Genomic DNA, 22,009 nt, shown 5'->3' on the forward strand with positions numbered 1-22,009 from the left:
ACTTCCGTCGATGACAGGAGTCTTGGCATGACCGACAATATTGATTCGCAAAAGGAAATGGGTTCTCCGCTGGGTTTCGCCGTCGATCAGCAGTCGCGGGTGACGATGGCGACGGTGCGGCGGGCGGTCTCGCGCGGCGATGCCGTCCTGGCCTATCAGCCGGTGGTGCAGGCGGAACGCCCCGACCATGCGGCCTTCCACGAGGGGCTGATCCGAATCATCGACGAAACCGGGCGAATCGTGCCGCTGCGGGACTTCCTGCCGCTGGCCGAAACCACCGAGCTGGGCCGCCAGATCGACTGCCTGTCGCTGGCCCTGGGCCTGAAATCGCTGGCCGAGGAACCCTCGCTGCGGCTGTCGATCAACATGTCGGCGCGCTCGATCGGCTATCCGGCCTGGCTGCGCACGCTGCGCGAGGGCATCGCCGGCGACGACAGCATCGGCGAGCGGCTGATCCTGGAAATCACCGAAAGCTCGGCCATGGGCATGCCGGAGCTGGTCGGGCGATTCATGCATGAGTTGCAGGCCCAGGGCGTCAGTTTCGCCCTGGACGATTTCGGCGCCGGCTACACCTCGTTCCGCTATCTGCGCGATTTCTGCTTCGACATGATCAAGATCGACGGCCAGTTCATCCGCGACATCGCCGAGCAGCGCGACAACCAGGTCCTGGCCCGGGCGCTGCAATCCATCGCGCACCATTTCGACATGTTCACCGTCGCGGAATCGGTCGAGACGGCGGATGACGCCGCCTTCCTGATCGACATGGGCATCGACTGCCTGCAAGGCTATTACTTCGGCGCGCCGACCATCGTGCCGCCGTGGAGGTCCCCCAGCTCTGCCGCCCAGCGCAGCTGAGCGCGATTCGCCTTATGGTAGAAATGCTCCGGCCATATCCGCGGCCGCCCGGCCCGCTTTCATCGTCGCATCCATGCCGCCGGGACCGGGGGAAGGCCCTGCCCCGGCCAGCCCGCGCAGGGCGGCCGCGCAAGCCGGCCGGATGCGGCGTTTCCGCGCCGGACCTGCCGCCAAGTCCGCTTGACCTCGGGTAACGAAACGGCAAACGTCGGCATGCACCGATCGTCTCGGCATCAGGAGGGAACCTGTCATGACCAAAGCCGTAATCGTTTCTGCCGCGCGCACCCCCGTCGGCAGTTTTCTGGGATCCTATGCGAACCTGCCCGCGCATGACCTTGGCGCCATCGTCCTGAAGGCCATTGTCGAGCGCGCCGGCATCGATCCTTCCGAAGTGTCCGAAACCATCCTCGGCCAGGTCCTGACCGCCGGCCAGGGCCAGAACCCGGGCCGTCAGGCCCATATCAAGGCCGGCTATCCGCAGGGTTCCGCCGCCTGGGTGCTGAACCAGGTCTGCGGCTCGGGCCTGCGCTCGGTCGCGCTGGCGGCGCAGCAGGTGCTCTTGGGCGACGCCACCGTGGTCGCGGCGGGCGGCCAGGAATCGATGTCGCTGGCGCCCCATGCCGCCTATATCCGCTCGGGGCAGAAGATGGGCGACATGAAGATGCTCGACACCATGATCAAGGACGGGCTCTGGGACGCCTTCCACGACTACCACATGGGCACCACGGCCGAGAACGTCGCCTCGAAATGGGGCATCACCCGCGCCGAGCAGGACGAGTTCGCCGTCGCCTCGCAGAACAAGGCCGAAGCGGCGCAGAAGGCCGGGAAGTTCGCCGATGAGATCGTGCCGGTGACGATCAAGACCCGCAAGGGCGAGACGGTGGTCGATGCCGACGAATACATCCGCCACGGTGCCACGCTGGAGGCGATGGAGAAGCTGCGCCCCGCCTTCAGCAAGGAGGGCACGGTGACCGCCGGCAACGCCTCGGGCCTGAATGACGGCGCCGCCGCCGTGCTGGTGATGACCGAGGACGAGGCCGCCCGCCGCGGCCTGACGCCGCTGGCGCGCATCGCCTCCTATGCGACGGCCGGCGTCGATCCGCAGATCATGGGCACCGGCCCGATCCCGGCCAGCCGCAGGGCGCTGGAGCGGGCCGGCTGGTCGGTCGGCGACCTGGACCTGGTCGAGGCGAACGAGGCCTTTGCCGCCCAGGCCATCGCCGTCAACCGCGACATGGGCTGGGATCCGGCCATCGTCAACGTCAACGGCGGCGCCATCGCCATCGGCCACCCGATCGGCGCCTCGGGCGCGCGCATCCTGAACACGCTGCTGTTCGAGATGCAGCGCCGCGACGCCAAGAAGGGTCTGGCGACGCTGTGCATCGGCGGCGGCATGGGCGTCGCCCTGTGCCTGGAACGTCCCTGATCGAAAAAGGCGCGCGCAACTATCTTGCGCGCGCCGGCCGGGTTCGGTAACACAATTTCAAGACCATTTTCAAAGGGGGACGAGAAATGGCAAAAGTGGCCCTTGTGACCGGCGGGTCGCGCGGCATCGGCGCGGCGATCTCGAAGGCGCTGAAGGAGGCGGGCTATACGGTCGCCGCGAATTACGCCGGCAATGACGATGCCGCCCGCGCCTTTACCGAGGAGACCGGCATCAAGACCTATAAATGGTCGGTGGCGGATTACGACGCCTGTGCGGCGGGCATCAAGCAGGTCGAGGAGGAGCTGGGCCCCATCGCCGTGCTGGTCAACAATGCCGGCATCACCCGCGACGCGATGTTCCACAAGATGACCCCCCAGCAGTGGAAGGAGGTCATCGACACCAACCTGACCGGTCTCTTCAACATGACCCATCCGGTCTGGTCGGGCATGCGCGACCGCAAGTTCGGCCGCATCATCAACATCAGCTCGATCAACGGCCAGAAGGGGCAGGCCGGCCAAGCGAATTATTCGGCGGCCAAGGCGGGCGACCTGGGCTTCACCAAGGCCCTGGCCCAGGAGGGCGCGCGCGCCGGCATCACCGTGAACGCGATCTGCCCGGGCTATATCGGCACCGAGATGGTCCGCGCCATCGACGAGAAGGTGCTGAACGAGCGCATCATCCCCCAGATCCCGGTCGGACGCCTGGGCGAACCCGAAGAGATCGCGCGCTGCGTCACCTTCCTGGCCTCGGACGAGGCCGGCTTCATCACCGGCTCGACCATCAGCGCGAACGGCGGCCAGTTCTTCGTCTGACCCCTTGGCCGGACAGGCCGCGAAATGGCAACGGCCCGCGAGATCTCGCGGGCCGTTTCTCATTCCATGGTCAGGGCCGCGGGCGGGACCGGGCCCGCCCGTGTCACAGGTCAATGCGACAGGCGTGTGATCTCTTCCTTGAGGCGAAGTTTTTCCTTCTTCATCTGGGCGATGGTGAGGTCATCCATGCCGGGGCTGCGATGCGCGGCCTCGATGGCGTTCGAAAGTGACTGATGTTTGCGGCGAAGCTCCTGAACATGGGATTCAACCGACATGTCGTCCTCCTCTTGGATTGATCGAACCAAGGGATTGCAGCACAGAATCGTCACATTGTCACCGAAAATTCGGCCCCTCGAGCGAAAGTGCCGCACCCCCGCGCAAAACCGCCTGCGCGGCCTCGGTCAAGTCCTCCTGATCGCCCGCATGTGACGGTTTCGCATGCATGACGAAGGGCGTGAGCAGCCGCAGCGGCGCCCGCGCGCCCTTGCGGGCAGAGACGATGATCCGCCCCGCCTCGCGCCCCGCGCGCGCCGCCACCGGCAGGATCGCGATCGCCCCGGCCGGGCCGGAAAGCGCCGCCAGAATCGCCGCCAGCCGGTCGGCGCGCTGGATCAGCGTCAGCCGGCCGCCCGGCCGCAGCCGGCGCAGCCCGGCCTCGACCCATTGCGGCAGCGGAGTCGCCTCGTGCCGGGCGCGGCCGCGACCGGCATCCGGCGCCGGCGGGCCGCCGGTGAAATAGGGCGGATTGGCGATGACATGGTCGAAGCTTCGGCCGCGCAGCTCGGCTGGCATCCGGGCCAGGTCGCCCTGATGCAGTTCCGCCGGGATGGCATTGGCCGCGGCATTGCGTCGCGCCAGTTCGGCATAGGCGGGCTGCAGCTCCAGCCCCGCCAGGTGCAGTCCCGGCACCCGCGCGCCAAGGCAAAGCAGCGCCACCCCGGCCCCGCAGCCCAGTTCCAGCACGCTGTCGCCGGCCCGCGCCGGGCAGGCGGCGGCCAGCATCACCGCATCGGCCCCGGCGCGATAGCCGCGCGCGGGCTGAAGGATGCGCAGCCGGCCGCCGAGGAAGCCGTCCTCGCGCAGCTCAGTCATGGTGGATGCGATTGTCCCGCAGGATGGCGCGCGCCATGAACAGGTCGCGATCCGCCACCATCAGCCGCCGCGGCAGGATGCCCAGCGAGCCCTCGAGCACGCTCATGTGCTGGTCCAGCGGAAAGGACTGGATGCCCTCGGCCGCCAGCAGGTCGGCGGCGCGGGTGATGAGAAGCGGGTCGGTGGTGCGCAGAAGCTCTTTCATGACACGGGAAAGTTACGCGGCTGTTGCGCATGTGTCCATGGCATGGCAATGGCTTGCGGCGAAAGGGGATCGCTGATGGGCATGAACGAAAACGTCTCCAAGCCGCTCGACCGGCTTTCGGCCGAACTTGCCGGGGATATGGACCGGGTCAACGCGCTGATCCGCGAACGCATGGCCAGCCGCCACGCCCCCCGCATTCCCGAGGTCACCGCGCATCTGGTCGAGGCCGGCGGCAAGCGGCTGCGGCCGATGCTGGTGCTGGCCGCCGCGCGGCTTTGCGGCTATGCGGGCGAAAGCCATGTCCTGCTGGCCGCCGCGGTCGAGTTCATCCATACCGCGACGCTCTTGCATGACGACGTGGTCGATGAAAGCCAGCAGCGCCGCGGCCGGCCGACGGCGAACCTGCTGTGGGACAACAAGTCCAGCGTGCTGGTCGGCGATTATCTGTTCGCGCGCAGCTTCCAGCTGATGGCGGACACGGAAAGCATGCAGGTCATGCGCATCCTGGCCAATGCCAGCGCCACCATCGCCGAGGGCGAGGTTCTGCAGCTGACCGCCGCGCAGGACATCGCCACGACCGAGGATACCTATATCCAGATCGTGCGCGGCAAGACGGCGGCGCTGTTCTCGGCCGCGACCGAGGCGGGCGCGGTGGTCGCCGGCGCCGAGCCGGCGGTGCAGCGGGCGCTGTTCGATTACGGCGACGCGCTGGGAATCGCCTTCCAGATCGTCGACGACCTTCTGGATTACGGCGGCTCGACCACCGTGATCGGCAAGAATGTCGGCGACGATTTCCGCGAGCGCAAGCTGACCCTGCCGGTGATCAAGGCCATTGCCCGCGCGGATGCCGGGGAACGCGCCTTCTGGGAGCGCACCATCGGCCAGGGCCGGCAGGAGGAATCCGACCTGGCTGCCGCCCTGGAGATCCTGCGCCGCCGCGAGGCGCTGGAGGCCGCACGCGCCGACGCCATCGCCTGGGCGGGCCGCGCCAAGGCGGCCCTGCAGGCCGCCCCCGACCAGCCCCTGCGCAGGATCCTGGCGGATCTGGCGGATTTCGTGGTCTCGCGCCTGGCCTGACCGCCGGACGCCGCGCAACGAAAAAGCCCGGCTCGCGCCGGGCTTTTCCTTGGCCTGAAGCCCTGCCTCAGCTGTTATAGGCGCTTTCGCCATGGGTGGTGACGTCGAGGCCCTGCCGCTCGTCATTGTCCGAGACGCGCAGGCCGACCACCGCCTTGACGATCATCAGCGCGATGAACGAGACCACCGCCGACCAGACCACCGCCACGATCACGCCCAGCGTCTGCGTCATCAGCTGGCCCGCGATGTCGTAGCCGGCCACGACCGATTCGGTGGCATAGTCGTAGATGCCCGAGCCGCCCAGCGACGGCGCCGCGAAGACCCCGGTCAGGATGGCGCCGACGATGCCGCCGATGCCGTGGATGCCGAACACGTCCAAGCTTTCGTCCACGCCCAGCTTCGCCTTCAGGCTGACCACGAACCACATGCACAGGAAGCCGGCGGCCAGGCCGATGACGATGGCACCCATCGGGCCCACGAAACCGGCGGCGGGCGTGATGCCGACAAGCCCGGCAATGGCGCCCGAGATGCCGCCCAGAAGCGAGGGATGGCCGCGGAACAGCCATTCGCCGAAGGCCCAGGCCAGCGCCGCGGCCGAGGTGGCGACGGTGGTGTTCAGGATCGCCATGGCGGCGGTGCCGGTGGCCTCCATGTTCGAGCCGGCGTTGAAGCCGAACCAGCCGATCCACAGCAGGCAGCCGCCGAGGAAGGTGAAGGGCAGGTTGTGCGGCGCCATCAGCTCCTTGCCGTAGCCGAGGCGCGGGCCGACGACCAGCGCGGCGACCAGGCCGGCGACGCCGGCGTTGATATGGATGACCGTGCCGCCGGCAAAGTCCAGATCGCCATGGCCGAACAGGAAGCCTCCGGGCGCGTCAAAGGCCGAGGGCCCGCCCCACCACCAGACCATATGCGCCATCGGCAGGTAGGAGAAGAAGAACCAGATCACCACGAAGGCCAGCATGGCCTGGAACTTCATCCGCTCGACCGTGGCGCCGACGATCAGCGCCGGCGCGATGCAGGCGAAGGCCATCTGGAAGATGATGAAGACATATTCCGGCACATAGACATTGGTGGTGAAGGTCTCGGCCAGCGACGAGCTGTCCACCCCCGCCAGGAACGCCTTGGAGAAGCCGCCGATGAAGGGCGTGAGCCAGTTCGCCTCCTCGGCCGAGCCGGCGCCGGTGAAGGCCAGCGAATAGCCGAAGCAGACCCAGAGGATCGACATGATGCAGAAGACGGTGAAGACCTGCATCAGCACGGACAGCATGTTCCTGGCGCGCACCAGCCCGCCATAGAACAGCGCCAGCCCCGGGATGGACATGGCCATGACCAGGATGGCCGAAATCATCATCCAGGTCGTGTCGCCCTTGTCCACGATGGGCGCGACCGCCTCGACGACGGCTTCGACGGCGGCGGCGGGGCTTTCGGCATCCTGCGCCAGGGCCGGCACCGCCAGCCCGATCAGCGGGAGGGCGAGCGCCGGGATCATGGGTTTGATCGCGGTAGGTCTCATCATGTTTCCTGCACCTTCTTTCTGCGTTGCAGCAGTTCCATGTCCCGGCCAGAAAACCCGCCGCCCGCGGCCGGGCACAAGGTTTGTGCAGCTTTCGGCCGAGCCCGCGCCTCGTCTGCCCGGAAAAAGGGCAGCCTTGCCGGGCTTTGCGCCATGACGGGGCAGTTCACTGATAGGTCATCTCGGTTCTCAAGCCCCGGGCTTTGCTGTATGTTGCGCGCCAACGGGCCGGAGCACTCGGCCGGGCAGGAAAGCAGGCATGAAGAAACCGACCGGCACAGGCCGCATTGTCGCGGACAAGCGCAATTTCGACCAAGCCCCTCAGAAAAGGCAGAAACAATCCGGCGGATCCTCGGGCAAGCCGCCGCGGAAGCCGCGGCGCGGCAATGTCGTCACGCGGGGAATCGCCGGAATCGTCTTGCTGGTCTGGCGGGTGATCTGGGGCTCGGTCTGGCGGCTGGGGCTGACCGTGGCGCTGATTCTCTTTGCCGCCAGCTTCTATTACTACACGACGCTGCCCGAACCTTCGGCGCTTTTCGACGGCCGTGCCCGCGGTTCGGTCACCATGCTGGACACCGAGGGGCGGGTCTTCGCCTGGCGTGGCGAAACTTTCGGCATGGTCAGCGCCGACAAGATCGCCCCGGTGCTGAAGAATGCGGTGGTCGCGACCGAGGACAAGCGATTCTATCGCCACCTCGGCGTGGACCCGCAGGGCATCGCCAGCGCCATCCGGATCAACCTGTCCCAGGGCCGCGGCCCGCTGGAGGGCAATGGCGGCTCGACCATCACCCAGCAGGTCGCGAAACTGCTGTGCCTGGGCGAAAGCTTCGACCCGATCCGCTGGAAATCCGAGGCCGAGTTCGAGGCGGAATGCCGCAAGTCCTCGATCTGGCGCAAGGTCAAGGAAGTGCCCTATGCGCTGGCGATGGAGTTCAAATACTCCAAGCAGGACATCCTCAACATCTACATGAACCGCTCCTATCTGGGTGCGGGGGCGCGTGGCTTCGAGGCGGCGGCGCAACGCTATTTCGACAAGTCGGCCGCCGAGGTCAACGCCGCCGAGGCGGCGATGCTGGCCGGGCTGCTCAAGGCGCCCAGCTATTTCGCGCCGACCTCGAACCTGCAGCGGGCGCAGGACCGGGCCTCGGTCATCCTGGGGCTGATGCACGACCAGGGCTACCTGGACGACAAGCAGTTCGCCGAGGCCAAGGCGCAGCCGGCGGCGCTGTCCAAGGCGGCGGCGGCGCGGGCCGGCGGCTATTTCGCCGATTGGGTGATGGAATCCGGCCCCGGCTTCCTGACCAGCGAGACGACCGAGGACGTCACCATCACCACCACCTTCGACCAGCGGGTGCAGCGGGCCGCCGAACGCGCGCTGAAGCGTATCTTCGACGAGAAGGTCGCGCCCGGCTCCAAGGCGCAGGCGGCCGTGGTGGTGATGTCGCCCGACGGCGCGGTCCGGGCGATGATCGGCGGGCGCGACAATACCGCGACCGGCACCTTCAACCGGGCGACGCAGGCCAAGCGGCAGACCGGCTCGAGCTTCAAGCCCTTCGTCTATGCCGCGGCGCTGGACCAGGGCTACAGCCCCAACGACACGGTTCTGGACGCACCGCTGACCATCAACGTGCGCGGCTCGGGTCCCTGGTCGCCGCAGAACTATACCCGCCGCTATCTGGGCGAGGTGACGCTGACCCGGGCGCTGTCGCAATCGCTGAACACCGCCACGATCCGCCTGCAAGAGATCGCCGGCCGCGACGCCGTGCGCCGGGTCGCGCAGGATTTCGGCTTTGCCAACGACCTGGCCAGCGGCCCCTCGCTGGGGCTGGGCGTGTCGGAATCGACGCTGCTGGCGATGACCGGCGCCTATGCCGGCATCCGCAACGGCGGCACCGCGGTCAGCCCCTATGGCCTGGTCGAGCTGCGCATCAAGGGCGACGACCAGGCGCTGATCGGCCAGGCCGGCGGCATGGGCCAGCGGGTGATCTCGCAAAAGGCGGCCGGAGAGCTGATCGGCATGATGCAGCAGGTGATCGAGCGCGGCACCGGCACCCGCGCCAAGCTGTCGGGCCGTCCGGCGGCGGGCAAGACCGGCACCACCTCCAGCTATCGCGATGCCTGGTTCATCGGCTTCACCGGGCAATATGTCACCGGCGTCTGGATGGGCTATGACGACAACACGCCGCTCAAGGGCGTGACCGGCGGCGGGCTGCCGGCCGAGATCTGGCAGGCGGTGATGGCCGAGATCCATGACGGCCTGCCGGTCGAGCCGCTGGGCAATTTCGCCTTCGATCCCGACAGCGCCGTGCCGCAGGTGGTCAGCACCGGCGGCGACGGCGCGGCGGATCCGCTGGCCGCGGCGCTGTCCGAGGCGCTCGGCCAGCCCTCGCCGCAGGGACAGGCGCAGGCGCCCGCCGAGGGACAAGCCCTGCCCGATCCCGGCGTGCAGACCCCCGGCGGCCCGCCGACCTTCCCGGCCGAGACCGTGACCAGCGGCCCCGAGGCCGAGATGCCGGTGCCCGGCGCCGATGGCGGCACCGAAGACGCGCTGACCCAGGCGTTGCGCGGCATCGAAGGGGTCTATCAGCAATAATGGCAAAAGGCCGGTCCCGCGGGGCCGGCCTTCCCTTTGCCGCAGGGCGGATGTGTTTCAGCCCGCCTGCCTCAGGTCCGCCGCCAGCGCCGCCAGATCGCCCTTGCGCCGCGCCAGCATCGCCCCGATCTCGGCCCGTTCCGAGGCGAGCATGTTCACCCCCTCGATGATAATGTTGAAATAGCGGCTTTTCCCGGACTTGTCCGAGACATGCCACTCGACTTCCATCGGGCTGCGGCCCTTGAGATAGGCGACCGAGGTCACCGCATAGAAGGATTTCACCGGCCGGGCGCCCGTCACCTCGATCTTCGAGCCGATGAACTCGCGGAAGCGCTTGCCGTATTTGCGGCCGATATAACCCTGGAACGCCTGCCTGTAATCGGCGAATTCGGCGGCGCCGGCCTGCCGTGCCGCCGGACCCAGCGCCGAGCGGGCGATGATCTCGACATCCGCATAGCGCGCGAAGATCGCTTCGAAGGCGCGATACATCTGTGCCGGCGGCTGGCCGGAATTGATCACGGCATAGACCTCGTCCAGCGAGGTCTGGATCAGCGCCCGGGCCTCGTTCGTGTCCAGCGCCCAGGCCGGAGTGGCCGCCAGTGCCAGCCCGGCGCCGACCAGGCCCAGGAAGCCCCGGCGATCCGGCTGGCGGATCTCATTCGGCATAAGGGTCAATGTGCTCTCCTTCCTCGCCAAGCTCGTGGCGGCGATGCTGCAACCAGATCAGCCGCGTCTGGGCATAACTATCGGCGCTTTCGTGCAGGATGGAATCGACGGAATCGCCGAAACGGCCCCGTTCACCGGCTTTTGAGGCGACCCGCGCCCCCATGCCGATCAGATACTGGTCGCGGTTCAGCCAGCCGCGCATCGGGTCAAGCACCAGATCGGCCACCCGCCCGGCCGCGTCGCGCGTCGTCGAAGGCCCGATCAGCGGCAGCTCCAGATAGGCCCCCTCGCCCATGCCCCAGACGGCCAGCGTCTCGCCGAAATCCGTGTCTTCCTCGGGCAGGGCGAAATCCTTGCCCGCCGGGTCCAGGAAGCCGGCCAGCCCCAGCGTCGAATTCACCAGAAAGCGAAAGCTCGTCCGCACCGCCGGCGCCGGCCTGCCTTGCAGAAGGTGGTTCGCCGCCTTGCCGGGCAGCGCGAGGTTCGACCCGAAATTCCCAACGGCCTCAAGGGCATGGCTGCCCAATCCGTCGTCGCCTTCGCCCGCCATGCCCGCGCCCAGCGGCTTGACCACCCGCGCATCGAGCCCGCGGTTGAAGGCATGGATCTTGCGGTTCATCGGCTCATAGGGATCGTTGATGCCCTCGGCACCGCGATCCGCAGAACAGGCCGCCAGAATCGCGGTGACGAAAAGAAGCATTGAAAAATTCCGCGCGGGCAAGCTTTTGGTAACCTTCCGTGGCTATGACCTGTCAAGGCGGCGACGATTCGCCTCGGCGGGACCGGGGGTGGCGAGCGGACTGTTTCACGGCCGCGCTTTGGGATATGCGCTGGAACGATTCCGGGCAAGCCCGGACAGGTTGACGAGGAAGGAACCGGCATGGCCTTGCCGCCGACGCGACATGACGGCCAGAAAGAGCTGAAATCCGCCCGGGGCAGGGCCTGGCAGCTTTACGCCTTTGTCGGCCTGTTCTCGTTCGCGGTGAACATGCTGATGCTGACCGGGCCGCTTTTCATGATGCAGGTCTATGACCGGGTCCTGGCCAGCCGCTCGGTCGAGACGCTGACTGCGCTGTTCCTGCTGGTGGTCTTCCTGTTCACCCTGATGGGGGTGATCGACCTGGCGCGCAACCGCGTCATGTCCCGCATCGCCGCCCGTTTCCAGGAACGGATGGAGGGCCGCGTCTTCACCGCCGCGCTTCAGGACGGCCAGGCCGCCGGCTCGGACCTGGTGGTGCGCGGCGGGATGCGCGATCTCGAGGCGGTGCAGCGGCTGATCGCCTCGCCGGTGCTGATGGCGCTGTTCGACCTGCCCTGGGCGCCGTTCTTCCTGGCGGCGGTCTTCCTTTTCCACCCCCTGCTGGGCGCGGTGGCGACGGCGGGCCTGGCGGTGCTGGTCGGCGCGACGCTGCTGAACCAATGGCTCGGCCGCGACGCGCTGCAGCAGGCGGCCATCGCCAGCCAGTCGGCCGAGCGCATGTCGGACCTCTATCGCGACGAGGGCGAGCTGATCGGCTCGCTCGGCATGCGGTCGGCGGCCTTCGAACGCTGGCAGGCCGCACGGGACGCCGCGACCGAAGCGGTGATGCGCGGCAACGATCGCGCCACCGGTTTCACCGTATTTTCCCGCACCTTCCGGCTGTTCCTGCAAAGCGCGATCCTGGCCGCCGGCGCCTGGCTGGTGCTGCAGCAAGAGGTGACGCCGGGCGCGATGATCGCCTCTTCCATCCTGATGGGCCGGGCGCTCGCGCCGGTCGAGCAGGTGGTGGGCGGCTGGTCCATCGTGCAGCGCGCCCAGGACGGCTGGAGGCGGCTGGGCGAGCTGCTGTCGCGCCGGCCGCCGGTGCCGCAGCGGACCCCGCTGCCCCGCCCCGAGGCGCTGCTCGAGGTGCGCAACCTGACCGTCGCCCCTCCCGGCCAGGCCGTGGCCACGCTGCGCGGGGTCAGCTTCGACCTGGGCCCCGGCCAGGCGCTCGGCGTGATCGGCCCCTCGGGCGCCGGCAAGACGACGCTGGCCCGCGCGCTGATCGCCGCCTGGCCGGTGGCCTCCGGCTCGATCCGCCTGGGGGGCGCGACACTCGACCAATACGACCCGGACGTGCTGGGCGGGCTGATCGGCTACCTGCCGCAGCAGGTCACGCTGTTCGACGGCACCATTGCCGAGAACATCGCCCGGCTTTCCCCCGAACCCGATCCGCAGCGCGTCGTCGCCGCAGCCATGGCGGCGGCCGCGCATCGGATGATCCTGGACCTGCCGCAGGGCTATGACACCAGGGTCAGCCAGACCGGCGGCCGGCTGTCGGGCGGCCAGATCCAGCGCATCGGCCTGGCCCGGGCGCTCTATGCCGATCCGGTGATCTTCGTGCTGGACGAGCCGAACTCGAATCTCGACAACGAGGGCTCCACGGCGCTGAATCTGGCGATCCGCAACATCAAGGCGCGCGGCGGCGCCGTCATCATCATGGCGCATCGCCCGGCCGCGATCAGTGAATGCGAAATGCTGCTGGTGATGGATCAGGGCCTGCGCCGCGCCTTCGGCCCGCGCGACGAGGTGCTGAAATCTCTGGTCCGGAATGCCGACCAGATCGTCCGCGCCCAGGGCCAAGGCGGAGGCGTGACATGACCGATCCCAGCGAGCTTGGCCGCGCCCCGGTCGAAAAGCTGTCGCCCCCGACGGCCGGCCGCGAGGCCCCGCCGCGCTTCCGCGCCCGCCGTGCAGAAAGCCCGGCCCCGCCGCCAGCGCCGGTCCGCAAGCGTCCGGAGTGGTCGGCGCGCGGACCGGTGCTGCTGGGGCTGCTGGCCCTGCTGGTGCTGATCGGCGGCTTCGGGCTCTGGGCCTGGACGGCGCGGATCGCCGGCGCCGTGGTCGCCCCCGGCCAGGTCGAGGTCGAACAGCGCCGCCAGATCGTCCAGCATCCGGATGGCGGGGTGGTCGCCGAAATCCTGATCCAGGACGGCGAAAGCGTGAGCGCCGGACAGCCGCTGATCCGGCTGGACGGCGCGCTGCTGAATACCGAGCTGGCCATCGTCGAAGGGCAGTATTTCGAGATCCTCGCCCGCCGCGGCCGGCTCGAGGCCGAGCGGGCTGACGGCAAGCAGATCGCCTTTCCGCCCGACCTGATCGAAGCCGCCGCGAAGCGCCCCGAGCTGAAGGCGCTGATGGACGGGCAGTCGAGCCTGTTCCTGGCCCGGCTCGATACGCTCGAGCAGTCGCTCGGCCAGCTGGCGAAACAGGCCGAGCAGATCCAGTCGCAGATCGGCGGGGTGGATGCCCAGAGCCAGGCGCTGCAGCAGCAGAGGGGCTTCATCGCGCAAGAGCTGCGCGACCAGCGCTCGCTGCTGGAAAAGGGCCTGGCGCAGGCGCCGCGCGTGCTGGCGCTCGAACGCGAGGCGGCGCGGCTCGACGGGCTGCTGGGCGAGGCGACCGCCACGCGCGCCCGCGCCGTGACCCAGCTGGCCGAGATCGACCTGTCGCGGCTGGAAAAGACCGCAACCCGCCGCGAGGCGGCCGAGACCGAACTGCGCGAGCTCGGCTATCGCGAACTGGAACTGGCCGAACGGCGCCGCTCGCTGCTCGAGCAGATCACCCGGCTGGAAATCCGCGCCCCGGTCTCGGGCGTGGTGCAGGAACTGCAGATCACCACGCCGCGCTCGGTGATCCGGCCGGCGGACCCGATCATGTTCCTGATCCCCCAGGACCGCCCGCTGGTGGTGGGGGCCCGCATCGCCCCGATCAATATCGACGAGGTCCATCCCGGACAGCAGGTGGCGCTGCGCTTCTCGTCCTTCTCGTCGCGCACCACGCCCGAGATCGACGGCACGCTCAGCCGGGTTTCCGCCGACACGCTGATCGACCAGGCCACCCATGTGCCCTATTATCGGGCCGAGGTGACCATCCCCGCCGCCGAGGCCGAAAAGCTCCAGGGGCTGGAACTGGTGCCCGGCATGCCGGTCGAGGTCTATATCCAGACCGGCGACCGCAGCCCGATGGCCTACCTGGTGAAGCCGCTGTCGGACTATTTCACCCGCGCCTTCCGCGAGAACTGACAGGATCGCCCGCGGCAGCCTCCCCGCTTCTTTCTTGTCCAAATATCCCGGGGGAGTCGCGCCGCGGCGCGACGGGGGCAGAGCCTCCTTTGCCACGCCTCCGGCACAGGGGCCGCTGCCGCAAAGGCGCCGATCCGGCCTGCGCGAGACCCGGGGCAGGTCCACCCCCCGCCGCAGCGAATGGTGGGCATGGGACGATGCCTGGACCCGGTCAGGCGGCGCCTTGACCCCGCAACGCCTCCCGGGGCCGGTCGGTCGCAGGCCCGGGGCCAGCGATCCGGGCCAGGACGATCCCGGCCGAAAGCGGATGCGCGCCGGCCGCGATGCTCTACAGGCCCAGGCACCAGCGCATGATGGCCTTTTGCGCATGCAGCCGGTTCTCGGCCTCGTCGAAGATGACCGAGTTCGGCCCGTCCATCACCGCGCTGGTCGCCTCGTCGTCGCGATGCGCCGGCAGGCAATGCATGAACAGCGCATCCGGCTTGGCCCGCGCCATCAGCGCCTCGTTCACCTGATAGGGGCGCAGCTGGTTGTGCCGCCGTTCGCGCGCCGATTGCGGATCATGCATCGACACCCAGGTATCGGTCACCACCAGATCGGCGCCCTCGACCGCCCGCATCGGATCGCGCTCGATCTGCACCTGCACCCCCTGGGCGCGGGCGAATTCCACCGCCTCGCGTTCGGGGTCGAGCGTGGGCGGGCCGGTGAAGGTGAAGTCATAGCCGAACTGGCCGGCGGCATGGATCATCGAGCAGCAGACATTGTTGCCGTCGCCCGACCAGACCACCTTGCGCCCGGCGATGGGCCCGCGATGCTCCTCGAAAGTCATCACATCGGCCATGATCTGGCAGGGATGGGTGCGGTTGGTCAGGCCGTTGATCACCGGGACGCTGGCATGCTCGGCCATTTCCAGCAGCGTCGCCTCTTCGAAGGTGCGGATCATGATCAGGTCGACATAGCGCGACAGCACCCGGGCGGTGTCGGCGATGGTCTCGCCATGGCCCAGCTGCATCTCCTTGCCCGACAGCACCATGGTCTGGCCGCCCATCTGCCGCACGCCCAGGTCGAAACTGACGCGGGTCCGGGTCGAGGGCTTTTCGAAGATCAGCGCCACCATGCGGTTCCTGAGCGGCAGATCGGCATCGGGCGTTCCCTTGGGCTGGCCGTTGCGCGCGTCCTTCATCCGGCGCGCGGTGTCGATCATGCCGCGCAGATCTGCCTTGTCGGTGGTATGGATGTCGAGGAAACTGTTCATCTTTGACTGTCTTTCGCATTGATCCGGCAAGCAAGCCGCTTTGCCGAACGGAGGTCAAGGCCCAAGGCCCGGTGTCGCGGCGGAATTCGACGCAACCTCATCGGTGCCGGGTCATGACGCGGGCCAGGGTTCCCTCCTCGGCGGGACGCAGCTCTTCGCCGCGAAAGCCTGCCTTCCCATAGGCCCGGATCGCACGCAGGTTGTCGGGCTCGGGGTCGATGACCAGCACCGGCGCCTCGGCCAGCAGCCGGTCGCCCAGGGCACGCAGCCAGGCGCCGCCATGGCCGAAACCCGCGGGACCGGAAAAGCAGTCGATCGCCAGCGCATCGGCCGGCAGGCCGGCGAAATGCGGCGCGCCCCAGTGATGCGCCGGGTAGAATTGCGCATAGGCGATGGGCGCGCCGTCCAGCAGGGCCAGCCATTGCCGCATGGCCGGCTCCTCCAGATCCTCCTCGATCCCGGCCAGCTGCTCCTCGGCGCCGCGCCACCAGCGCGCCACCTCGGGCAGGCGCAGCCAATCCGCCAGCATGGGCAGATCGGCGCGCGTCACCGGTCGGAAGCCGAACCTATCCATCGATCCTGCTGGCCGCCCGGTCGAGCCGGGCGACCGCCTCGGCGATTTCCTCGTCCGAGATGGTCAGCGGCGGCAGCAGCCGCAGCGTGTCGTCGGCCGCGGCCACGGTCAGGATATGCTCGGCATAGCCGGCCTTGACCACCTCGCCCGGCGCGACCTTGCATTTCAGCCCCAGCATCAGCCCCTGGCCGCGCACGAAGTCGAAGACATCGGGATGCGCCGCCACCAGCCCCTCGAGCTTCTGGCGAAACAGCGCGGCCTTGCGGTTCACCTCGGCCAGAAATTCGGGCGCGGCGACGATCTGCATCACCTTGGCGCCCACCGCGCAGGCCAGGGGATTGCCGCCATAGGTCGAGCCATGCGTGCCCACCGCCATGCCGGCGGCGGCCTTTTCCGTGGCCAGCACCGCGCCCAGCGGGAAGCCGCCGCCGATGCCCTTGGCGACCATCATGATGTCGGGGGCGATGCCGGCATATTCATGCGCGAACAGCTTGCCGGTGCGGCCCATGCCCGACTGCACCTCGTCCAGCACCAGCAGCGCGCCGGTCCGGTCGCACAGCGCGCGGATCGCCGCCAGGTCGGCATCGGGCAGCGGGCGGATGCCGCCCTCGCCCTGCACCGGCTCCAGCATGACGGCAGCGGTGCGGTCCGAGATCGCCGCCTTCAGCGCCTCCATGTCGCCCCAGGGCAATTGCCGGAAGCCGGGCATCAGCGGGCCGAAGCCCTTGACCATCTTTTCCGAACCCGCCGCCGCGATGGCGCCGGTCGAGCGGCCGTGAAAGGCACCCTCGAAGGTCAGGATCTCGTAGCGGTCGGGATCGCCCTGCTCGCTCCAATACTTGCGCACCATCTTGATCGCCAGCTCCGCGGCCTCGGTGCCGGAATTGGTGATGAAGGCGGTGTCGGCGAAGGTATGCTCGACCAGCAGGTCCGCCAGCTTCTCCTGCTCGGGGATCTGGTAGAGGTTCGAGACATGCCAGATGCGGTTCGCCTGCTCGGTCAGCGCGGCGACCAGGTCGGGATTGGCGTGACCCAGCGCGTTCACGGCGATGCCGGCGCCAAGGTCCAGATATCGCGTCCCGTCCGTCGCGATGGCCCAGGAGCCCTCGCCCCGCTCGAAGGCGATGGGGGCGCGGTTATAGGTCGGCAGGACGTGCGAAATCATGGAGTTACCCTCTCTGGGAACGGCCGCGCGGCGGCACCATGGCTGACGGAAAGACGGAAAGGCAGGCGGGATCGGACGTTGAAGGCGTCAACGTCGGGGACGGGCGATATGGGCGGTCCGGGCGATCATGCCCGTCGCATAGCGCGGATGCGCGCCCCGTGCAACGGAGATTTCAGGGCTTCATGCGGTAGCCGGTGGCCAGCCAGCGCCAGGCGGTGAACAGCACCAGCGCCACGGTCAGCGCGCAGACCGCCAGCCCGCGCAGCACCGGCGCGTCGGAAACCCCGGCGATGCCGTAGCGCGCGCCGTCGATCAGGTAGAAGATCGGGTTCCAATGCGCCAGCGCCCGGAACGGCTCGGGCAGCGCCTCGACGGAATAGAAGGTGCCCGACAGGAAGGACAGCGGCGTCACGATGAAATTGGTGATCACCGCCATCTGGTCGAATTTCTGCGCCACGATCCCGGCCAGAAGCCCCAGCCCGCCCATCAGCAGCGCGCCCAAGACCACGAAACCCAGCGCCCAGACCGGATGCGCCACCCCCTGCCCGATCACCAGCGCCATGCCGGCGGCGATGGCGGCGGCGACGATCAGCGCCCGCGTCACCGCGCCGATCAGATAGCCGGCCAGGATCTCGCCCGCCGAGAGCGGCGGCATCAGCGTGTCGACGATATTGCCCTGCATCTTGGCCGAGATGATCGACGAGGAGGTATTGGCAAAGGCGTTCTGGATCACCGTCATCATCAGGATGCCGGGACCCAGGAAGGCCAGATAGGGCAGGCCCATCACCTCGCCGCGGTTTTGCCCCAGCGCCAGGGCAAAGACGATCACGAACAGCGCCGAGGTCATCAGCGGCGCAAAGATGGTCTGCTGCCAGACGCTCATGAAGCGCATGATCTCGCGCCGGCTGAGCGTATAGAGGCCCAGCCAGTTCATCCGGCCGAAGCGGCGCACGCCCATCTGGCGGAATCCGGGGCTGGTCGGGTCGGGCTGCATCGGGGCTCCTTGAATTTGCGGGCTCGGATGGGTAAATCTGGCTATCCCCGGATTTAAGGCCGGGTCTTGCGGAATTGAAGCCACTAGCACGAAGAGCGCCGGGACGCATCCCGGTGCATGAAAGGCAAGCCATGTCCTGGACCGACGAGCGCGTCGAGACGTTGAAACGCATGTGGGCCGAGGGCCAGTCGGCCAGCCAGATCGCCAAGGAGCTGGGCGGCGTGACCCGGAACGCGGTGATCGGCAAGGTCCACCGCCTGGGCCTGTCGAATCGCACCGAGGACGGCGCGGATCCGGCGCCCGACCCCGTCGCCAAACCCGCACCCGCCGCAGCGGCGCCCGAGCCGAAGCCCGCGGCGGCGGCCCAGCCGGCGCCCGCACCCGAACCGAAGCCCGCGGCAGCCGCCGCACCCGAGCCGGTGCCCGAACCCGCGCCGCAGCCCGCCAGCTTCAACCGCCGGCCCATCGTGCCGGCCGGCCAGCCGCTGCCGCCGCAGCCCTCGGCCAACGAGATCAGCCCCGAGGCGCTGGCCTCGGTCCGCGAGGTCGAGAAGCGCGCGCGCAAGCTGACGCTGATGGAGCTGACCGAGCGCACCTGCAAATGGCCGATCGGCGACCCGGCGACCGACAAGTTCTGGTTCTGCGGCCTGCCCTCGATGCCCGGCAAGCCCTATTGCGAGGCGCATGTCGGCGTGGCCTTCCAGCCGATGAGCGCCCGTCGCGACCGCAGGCGGTAGGTGGCCGGCTTTCCCCGGCTGGCCGCGCTGGCGGTGACGCTGGACGGCCGGGGCGATGCGGCCCGCGTCCTGCTGGTGCAGCGCCGAAACCCGCCCGATGCCGGGCTCTGGGGTTTTCCCGGCGGCCATGTCGAGCCCGGGGAAACCGCGCTGCAGGCCGCCGCCCGCGAGCTGGCCGAGGAAACCGGCGTCATCGCCCGGCCAAGGGCCTATATCGACAATATCGACGTGATCGAACACGGGGCCGATGGCGCCCTGCGCTTTCATTTCCTGCTGGCCGCGGTGCGCTGCGACTATGTCTCGGGCGTGCCGGTGGCGGCGGATGACGCGCTGGATGCGCGCTGGGTCTCGGTCGAGGAGATCCGCAGCGCCGCCCTGCCGCTCAGCGCGCGGGTGGCCGATACGGTGGCCAAGGCGCTGCGGCTGGAGCGGCTGGGCGGCTGACCGGCCCCCTGCCGGTCCGGCCGCGCGAAACAGGCCACCGCCTGCACCAGCAGGACCGCCAGGCCCAGTTCCAGCAATTCCTCGAACCGGTCGGCCAGCGCCCCCTGCCCGGGCTGCAGCATGATGCCGAAACCCGCCAGCTTGCGGTCCAGCCCGTCCAGCGATTTCGAGACCACCAGCAGCAGCGCCGCGCCGCCGACCAGCCAGCATGTCGTGTCGCCCGCGCGCAGGCCGCGCCACCAGCGCGGCAGGTTCAGGACCAGCAGCCGCCACCCGCAAAGCAGGATCAGAGCCACCGCCGCCGCACCGACGGCCTTTTCCCAGACCGGCGCCCCGCCGCTGTAAAGCCGCAGCTGCAGCAGCCCCTCGGTCGTGAATTGCTTGTCGAAATCCAGCTCGCGCATCGCCATCAGCAGCAGGATTGCCGGGATGTGCCAATGCCGGCGCCGCTCTCGCCCCCAGGCCAGCCAGAGCAGCGCCGGCACCACCAGCAGCAGCGCGGACAGGATCTCGATGCTGTGGTCTTCCTTGAAAATCGAGGCGACCTGCGCCTGGGTTATCAGGTCCAGGCTCAACGCCAGCAGGATCAGGCCCAGCTGGCAAGAAAGCAGGGTGGCGGGTTTCAAGGTCATCTGGCTCCTAACGCGGCTGGATGCTTGGCTGGGAAACCCGGCACGACGGCCGGCACGCGGGACGCGACCATCATGAAATCGTCACCACAACGACATAATCCGCCCGGCCCGGATGCACAACCGCGCCGGCCTTTAGGCGCTGGCCTTCACCCGATCCGGGGGCTAAACACGGGCGACGAACCTTACAGGATCCGCATATGGCCCGGCACCTCATCACCTCGGCGATCCCTTACATCAACGGGATCAAGCACCTCGGCAATCTCGTCGGCTCGCAGCTTCCGGCGGATCTCTATGCCCGCTACCTGCGGGGCCGCGAGCATGAGGTGATGTTCATCTGCGCCACGGACGAGCACGGCACCCCCGCCGAGCTTGCCGCCGCCAAGGCCGGCAAGCCGATAGCCGTCTATTGCGCCGAGATGCACGAGATCCAGGCGGAAATCGCCCGCAATTTCGGCCTGTCCTTCGACCATTTCGGCCGGTCGTCCAGCGAACGCAACCACGTGCTGACCCAGCATTTCGCCGGCAAGCTGGATGAGAACGGCTATATCGCCGAGGTCGAGGAGCGGCAGGTCTATTCCATCGACGACGGCCGGTTCCTGCCCGACCGCTATATCGAGGGCACCTGCCCCAACTGCGGCTATGACAAGGCGCGCGGCGACCAGTGCGAGAACTGCACCAAGCAGCTCGACCCGACCGACCTGATCGAGCCGCGCTCGGCCATTTCCGGCTCGACCAATCTGGAAGTGCGGGCGACCAAGCACCTCTACCTGCGCCAGCGGGCGCTGAAGGACCAGATCGCCGCCTGGATCGACAGCAAGACCGACTGGCCGATCCTGACCACCTCGATCGCCAAGAAATGGCTGAACGACGGCGACGGGCTGCAGGATCGCGGCATCACCCGCGACCTCGACTGGGGCATCCCGGTGAAAAAGGGCGACAAGCCCTGGCCGGGGATGGAGGGCAAGGTCTTCTACGTCTGGTTCGACGCGCCCATCGAATATATCGCCGCCACCGCCGAGGGCGCCGACAAGCGCGGCGAACCCGACAGCGCCTGGCGCCGCTGGTGGCGCCTGGACGAGGGCGCCGAGGACGTGACCTATACCCAGTTCATGGGCAAGGACAACGTGCCCTTCCACACGCTTTCCTTCCCGGCCACGATCATCGGCTCGGGCGAGCCGTGGAAACTGGTCGATTACATCAAGAGCTTCAACTACCTGACCTATGACGGCGGGCAGTTCTCGACCAGCCAGGGGCGTGGCGTGTTCATGGATCAGGCGCTGTCGATCCTGCCCGCCGATTACTGGCGCTGGTGGCTGCTGTCGCACGCCCCGGAATCGGGGGACAGCGAGTTCACCTGGGACAATTTCCAGCAATCGGTGAACAAGGACCTGGCCGACGTGCTGGGCAATTTCGTCAGCCGGATCACCAAGTTCTGCCGCAGCAAATTCGGCGAGGCCATCCCCGAGGGCGGCAGCTACGGCCCCGAGGAAGAGGCGCTGGTCGAGGCGCTGACCGCCCGCATCCGCGCCTATGAGGGCTTCATGGACCATGTCGAGGTCCGCAAGGCGGCGGCGGAACTGCGGGCGATCTGGGTTCTGGGCAACGAATACCTGCAATCGGCCGCGCCCTGGTCCACCTTCAAGACCGACCCGGACAAGGCGGCGATGCAGGTCCGGCTGGGGCTGAACCTGATCCGGCTTTATGCCGTTCTGTCCTCGCCCTTCATCCCCTTCGCGGCGGATGCGATGCTGGCGGCGATGCAAAGCCAGGACCGGGCCTGGCCCGACGATGTCCGCACCGCCCTGCAGGCGCTGCCCGCCGGCCACGCCTTCACCGTGCCGGAGGTGCTGTTCGCCAAGATCAGCGACGAGCAACGCGACGAATGGCAGGACCGCTTCAAGGGCATCCGCGGCTGATGCGGG

The 22,009-nt window shown here is 68.4% G+C and carries 20 protein-coding genes; 10 read left to right on the plus strand and 10 right to left on the minus strand.

All coding sequences use genetic code 11. The features are described 5' to 3' along the window. The first annotated feature begins 27 nt into the window (after positions 1–27). The 3 genes from LOS78_RS15580 (at position 28) to LOS78_RS15590 (ending at position 3,093) form a co-directional block, all read left to right on the plus strand. Entirely contained in the window at positions 28–855 is an 828-nt protein-coding gene (locus LOS78_RS15580) for an EAL domain-containing protein (RefSeq protein WP_230377420.1), read from the plus strand. A gap of 250 nt (positions 856–1,105) precedes the next feature. Beyond that, positions 1,106–2,281, plus strand: coding sequence for an acetyl-CoA C-acetyltransferase (locus LOS78_RS15585; protein WP_028713266.1), 1,176 nt, complete (start codon positions 1,106–1,108; stop codon positions 2,279–2,281). Between the two features lie 86 nt (positions 2,282–2,367). Next, positions 2,368–3,093, plus strand: a complete 726-nt coding sequence (locus LOS78_RS15590; protein ID WP_028713265.1) for a beta-ketoacyl-ACP reductase — start codon at positions 2,368–2,370, stop codon at positions 3,091–3,093. Between the two features lie 110 nt (positions 3,094–3,203). Here LOS78_RS15590 and LOS78_RS15595 read toward each other — a convergent pair whose 3' ends face one another. The 3 genes from LOS78_RS15595 to LOS78_RS15605 are packed head-to-tail and all read right to left on the minus strand — an operon-like array spanning position 3,204 to position 4,390. After that, positions 3,204–3,368 (minus strand): YdcH family protein, encoded by a 165-nt coding sequence (locus tag LOS78_RS15595; protein WP_084637836.1) that lies wholly within the window; start codon positions 3,366–3,368, stop codon positions 3,204–3,206. 58 nt (positions 3,369–3,426) lie between these two features. After that, on the minus strand, positions 3,427–4,185 hold the full coding sequence (locus LOS78_RS15600; protein WP_230377421.1) for a tRNA1(Val) (adenine(37)-N6)-methyltransferase: 759 nt from the start codon (positions 4,183–4,185) through the stop codon (positions 3,427–3,429). Next, positions 4,178–4,390 carry a DUF2007 domain-containing protein gene (locus tag LOS78_RS15605; protein WP_010398258.1) on the minus strand — a complete coding sequence of 71 codons (213 nt, stop codon included), beginning with the start codon at positions 4,388–4,390 and terminating at the stop codon, positions 4,178–4,180. Before LOS78_RS15605 ends, LOS78_RS15600 begins: the two co-directional genes overlap by 8 nt. A gap of 75 nt (positions 4,391–4,465) precedes the next feature. Between LOS78_RS15605 and LOS78_RS15610 the strand changes: the two genes are divergently transcribed. Then, a complete protein-coding gene (locus tag LOS78_RS15610) occupies positions 4,466–5,467 on the plus strand; it encodes a polyprenyl synthetase family protein (protein ID WP_230377422.1) in 1,002 nt (333 codons plus the stop codon). A gap of 67 nt (positions 5,468–5,534) precedes the next feature. Here LOS78_RS15610 and LOS78_RS15615 read toward each other — a convergent pair whose 3' ends face one another. Beyond that, positions 5,535–6,980 carry an ammonium transporter gene (locus tag LOS78_RS15615; protein ID WP_198019353.1) on the minus strand — a complete coding sequence of 482 codons (1,446 nt, stop codon included), beginning with the start codon at positions 6,978–6,980 and terminating at the stop codon, positions 5,535–5,537. A gap of 259 nt (positions 6,981–7,239) precedes the next feature. Between LOS78_RS15615 and LOS78_RS15620 the strand changes: the two genes are divergently transcribed. After that, positions 7,240–9,573: a transglycosylase domain-containing protein gene (locus LOS78_RS15620; RefSeq protein WP_230377423.1), complete on the plus strand. Its 2,334-nt coding sequence runs from the start codon at positions 7,240–7,242 to the stop codon at positions 9,571–9,573. A 57-nt stretch (positions 9,574–9,630) separates the two neighbouring features. Here the strand turns inward: LOS78_RS15620 and LOS78_RS15625 are convergent, their stop codons facing one another. Further along, on the minus strand, positions 9,631–10,239 hold the full coding sequence (locus LOS78_RS15625) for a phospholipid-binding protein MlaC (protein WP_028713260.1): 609 nt from the start codon (positions 10,237–10,239) through the stop codon (positions 9,631–9,633). Continuing rightward, positions 10,229–10,939, minus strand: coding sequence for a VacJ family lipoprotein (locus LOS78_RS15630; protein WP_230377424.1), 711 nt, complete (start codon positions 10,937–10,939; stop codon positions 10,229–10,231). Before LOS78_RS15630 ends, LOS78_RS15625 begins: the two co-directional genes overlap by 11 nt. Positions 10,940–11,119: 180 nt before the next feature. On the opposite strand from LOS78_RS15630, the gene LOS78_RS15635 reads away from it, so the two are divergent. Both LOS78_RS15635 and LOS78_RS15640 read left to right on the plus strand, forming a co-directional pair. Beyond that, the gene (locus LOS78_RS15635; protein ID WP_230377425.1) at positions 11,120–12,862 is read left to right on the plus strand and encodes a type I secretion system permease/ATPase; all 1,743 of its coding nucleotides are present in this window, start codon (positions 11,120–11,122) and stop codon (positions 12,860–12,862) included. After that, on the plus strand, positions 12,859–14,286 hold the full coding sequence (locus LOS78_RS15640; protein ID WP_230377426.1) for an HlyD family type I secretion periplasmic adaptor subunit: 1,428 nt from the start codon (positions 12,859–12,861) through the stop codon (positions 14,284–14,286). The genes LOS78_RS15635 and LOS78_RS15640 overlap by 4 nt, the downstream gene beginning before the upstream one ends. Positions 14,287–14,614: 328 nt before the next feature. On the opposite strand, the gene argF is transcribed toward LOS78_RS15640, so the two are convergent. From argF to LOS78_RS15660, 4 genes are all read right to left on the minus strand, one after another. Continuing rightward, a complete protein-coding gene (gene argF / locus LOS78_RS15645; RefSeq protein WP_028713256.1) occupies positions 14,615–15,541 on the minus strand; it encodes an ornithine carbamoyltransferase in 927 nt (308 codons plus the stop codon). 97 nt (positions 15,542–15,638) lie between these two features. Then, entirely contained in the window at positions 15,639–16,115 is a 477-nt protein-coding gene (locus LOS78_RS15650; protein ID WP_230377427.1) for a GNAT family N-acetyltransferase, read from the minus strand. Beyond that, positions 16,108–17,280, minus strand: coding sequence for an aspartate aminotransferase family protein (locus tag LOS78_RS15655; RefSeq protein ID WP_028717036.1), 1,173 nt, complete (start codon positions 17,278–17,280; stop codon positions 16,108–16,110). Before LOS78_RS15655 ends, LOS78_RS15650 begins: the two co-directional genes overlap by 8 nt. 172 nt (positions 17,281–17,452) lie before the next feature. Then, entirely contained in the window at positions 17,453–18,274 is an 822-nt protein-coding gene (locus tag LOS78_RS15660; RefSeq protein WP_230377428.1) for an ABC transporter permease, read from the minus strand. A 131-nt stretch (positions 18,275–18,405) separates the two neighbouring features. On the opposite strand from LOS78_RS15660, the gene LOS78_RS15665 reads away from it, so the two are divergent. The 3 genes from LOS78_RS15665 (at position 18,406) to metG (ending at position 22,003) form a co-directional block, all read left to right on the plus strand. After that, positions 18,406–19,011: a GcrA family cell cycle regulator gene (locus LOS78_RS15665; RefSeq protein WP_028713252.1), complete on the plus strand. Its 606-nt coding sequence runs from the start codon at positions 18,406–18,408 to the stop codon at positions 19,009–19,011. Next, positions 19,012–19,455, plus strand: coding sequence for an NUDIX hydrolase (locus tag LOS78_RS15670; RefSeq protein WP_028717037.1), 444 nt, complete (start codon positions 19,012–19,014; stop codon positions 19,453–19,455). A gap of 829 nt (positions 19,456–20,284) precedes the next feature. Beyond that, positions 20,285–22,003 (plus strand): methionine--tRNA ligase, encoded by a 1,719-nt coding sequence (gene metG, locus LOS78_RS15675; RefSeq protein ID WP_230377429.1) that lies wholly within the window; start codon positions 20,285–20,287, stop codon positions 22,001–22,003. Positions 22,004–22,009: the final 6 nt, after the last annotated feature.

It is taken from the genome of Paracoccus sp. MA (assembly GCF_020990385.1).
Lineage (GTDB): Bacteria > Pseudomonadota > Alphaproteobacteria > Rhodobacterales > Rhodobacteraceae > Paracoccus.

What these genes read in the sequence shown, in the direction of transcription:
- LOS78_RS15580 (WP_230377420.1), top strand. Translation starts at nt 28, where the DNA reads ATGACCGACAATATTGATTCGCAAAAGGAAATGGGTTCTCCGCTGGGT.
- LOS78_RS15585 (WP_028713266.1), top strand. Translation starts at nt 1,106, where the DNA reads ATGACCAAAGCCGTAATCGTTTCTGCCGCGCGCACCCCCGTCGGCAGT.
- LOS78_RS15590 (WP_028713265.1), top strand. Translation starts at nt 2,368, where the DNA reads ATGGCAAAAGTGGCCCTTGTGACCGGCGGGTCGCGCGGCATCGGCGCG.
- LOS78_RS15595 (WP_084637836.1), bottom strand. Translation starts at nt 3,368, where the DNA reads ATGTCGGTTGAATCCCATGTTCAGGAGCTTCGCCGCAAACATCAGTCA.
- LOS78_RS15600 (WP_230377421.1), bottom strand. Translation starts at nt 4,185, where the DNA reads ATGACTGAGCTGCGCGAGGACGGCTTCCTCGGCGGCCGGCTGCGCATC.
- LOS78_RS15605 (WP_010398258.1), bottom strand. Translation starts at nt 4,390, where the DNA reads ATGAAAGAGCTTCTGCGCACCACCGACCCGCTTCTCATCACCCGCGCC.
- LOS78_RS15610 (WP_230377422.1), top strand. Translation starts at nt 4,466, where the DNA reads ATGGGCATGAACGAAAACGTCTCCAAGCCGCTCGACCGGCTTTCGGCC.
- LOS78_RS15615 (WP_198019353.1), bottom strand. Translation starts at nt 6,980, where the DNA reads ATGAGACCTACCGCGATCAAACCCATGATCCCGGCGCTCGCCCTCCCG.
- LOS78_RS15620 (WP_230377423.1), top strand. Translation starts at nt 7,240, where the DNA reads ATGAAGAAACCGACCGGCACAGGCCGCATTGTCGCGGACAAGCGCAAT.
- LOS78_RS15625 (WP_028713260.1), bottom strand. Translation starts at nt 10,239, where the DNA reads ATGCCGAATGAGATCCGCCAGCCGGATCGCCGGGGCTTCCTGGGCCTG.
- LOS78_RS15630 (WP_230377424.1), bottom strand. Translation starts at nt 10,939, where the DNA reads ATGCTTCTTTTCGTCACCGCGATTCTGGCGGCCTGTTCTGCGGATCGC.
- LOS78_RS15635 (WP_230377425.1), top strand. Translation starts at nt 11,120, where the DNA reads ATGGCCTTGCCGCCGACGCGACATGACGGCCAGAAAGAGCTGAAATCC.
- LOS78_RS15640 (WP_230377426.1), top strand. Translation starts at nt 12,859, where the DNA reads ATGACCGATCCCAGCGAGCTTGGCCGCGCCCCGGTCGAAAAGCTGTCG.
- argF (WP_028713256.1), bottom strand. Translation starts at nt 15,541, where the DNA reads ATGAACAGTTTCCTCGACATCCATACCACCGACAAGGCAGATCTGCGC.
- LOS78_RS15650 (WP_230377427.1), bottom strand. Translation starts at nt 16,115, where the DNA reads ATGGATAGGTTCGGCTTCCGACCGGTGACGCGCGCCGATCTGCCCATG.
- LOS78_RS15655 (WP_028717036.1), bottom strand. Translation starts at nt 17,280, where the DNA reads ATGATTTCGCACGTCCTGCCGACCTATAACCGCGCCCCCATCGCCTTC.
- LOS78_RS15660 (WP_230377428.1), bottom strand. Translation starts at nt 18,274, where the DNA reads ATGCAGCCCGACCCGACCAGCCCCGGATTCCGCCAGATGGGCGTGCGC.
- LOS78_RS15665 (WP_028713252.1), top strand. Translation starts at nt 18,406, where the DNA reads ATGTCCTGGACCGACGAGCGCGTCGAGACGTTGAAACGCATGTGGGCC.
- metG (WP_230377429.1), top strand. Translation starts at nt 20,285, where the DNA reads ATGGCCCGGCACCTCATCACCTCGGCGATCCCTTACATCAACGGGATC.